The sequence below is a fragment of the Vibrio sp. 10N.261.51.A4 genome (assembly GCF_041471945.1).
In the GTDB taxonomy this organism is placed as follows: domain Bacteria; phylum Pseudomonadota; class Gammaproteobacteria; order Enterobacterales; family Vibrionaceae; genus Vibrio; species Vibrio crassostreae_C.
This window is the reverse complement of sequence record NZ_JBFRPJ010000146.1, coordinates 1-902: the sequence shown is the minus strand read 5'-3', so window position 1 is coordinate 902 and position 902 is coordinate 1. Positions and strand designations below refer to the sequence as shown.

Sequence of the window (902 nt, the reverse complement as noted above, 5' to 3'; positions counted from 1 at the left end):
CACACTTTAAAGACGGCCTCTCTCGTACACAAATTGCAAAATCTCTCAAAGTCAGTCGAACCAGTGTCAATAAATGGGTTCGGATTTTTTTTGAAGAAGGCCTAGAAGGACTTCAAGAAAAACCTCGGACTGGTAGGCCTGCATACCTCACCGATGAGCAGCGGGCTCAACTCAGTGCCTTCATAAAAAAAGAAGCTGAATCACCTTCTGGTGGCCGCCTTGTTGGAAGCGATATACATGACTACATCGTTAAACACTTTGACAAGCACTACCACCCTAATTCCATCTATTATCTCCTCGACCACATGGGTTTTTCTTGGATAACTTCTCGTTCCAAACACCCTAAACAATCACAGCAAATACAGGACGATTTTAAAAAAATTCCAAATCGAAACGATCCTTAAGATCCCCGGCCATATTGGGCTAGAGAGTGTTGATGTCTGGTTTCAAGACGAAGCTAGGTTTGGTCAGCAGAACACAACAACACGTCTTTGGGCTACTCGTGGAACGAGACCTCGCGTAGTAAAACAGCAGCAATTTGAATACGCTTATTTGTTTGGCTCAGTGTGCCCATCGAGAGGGATTGGTGAGGCAATGGTCGTCCCTTGGGTTAACAAAGACATCATGATAAACCATCTAGAGCAGATATCTAAAGTCACAGAAAAAGACCGTCATTCAGTGGTAATAATGGATGGCGCAGGATGGCATACCGATGATATTGCTAACCCATTTGATAATGTCAGTATTATCAAATTGCCGCCATACTCACCAGAGCTTAACCCTATAGAGCAAGTGTGGAGTTGGTTAAGGCAACACTATCTAGCAAACCAAAACTTCATTGATTATAACGATATTGTTTCGAAGGTCTGTAGCGCTTGGAATGGATTTCTTGAGTGCAAAGA

General features: G+C 43.1%; 2 protein-coding genes. Both read left to right on the top strand.

Annotation, left to right across the window (positions count from 1 at the left end; genetic code table 11):
- A partial coding sequence (locus tag AB4384_RS23285) for a helix-turn-helix domain-containing protein (RefSeq protein WP_133154296.1) occupies positions 1-404 on the top strand: 404 nt, incomplete at its 5' end.
- A partial coding sequence (locus AB4384_RS23280; protein ID WP_372130181.1) for an IS630 family transposase occupies positions 370-902 on the top strand: 533 nt, incomplete at its 3' end. The genes AB4384_RS23285 and AB4384_RS23280, both read left to right, overlap by 35 nt.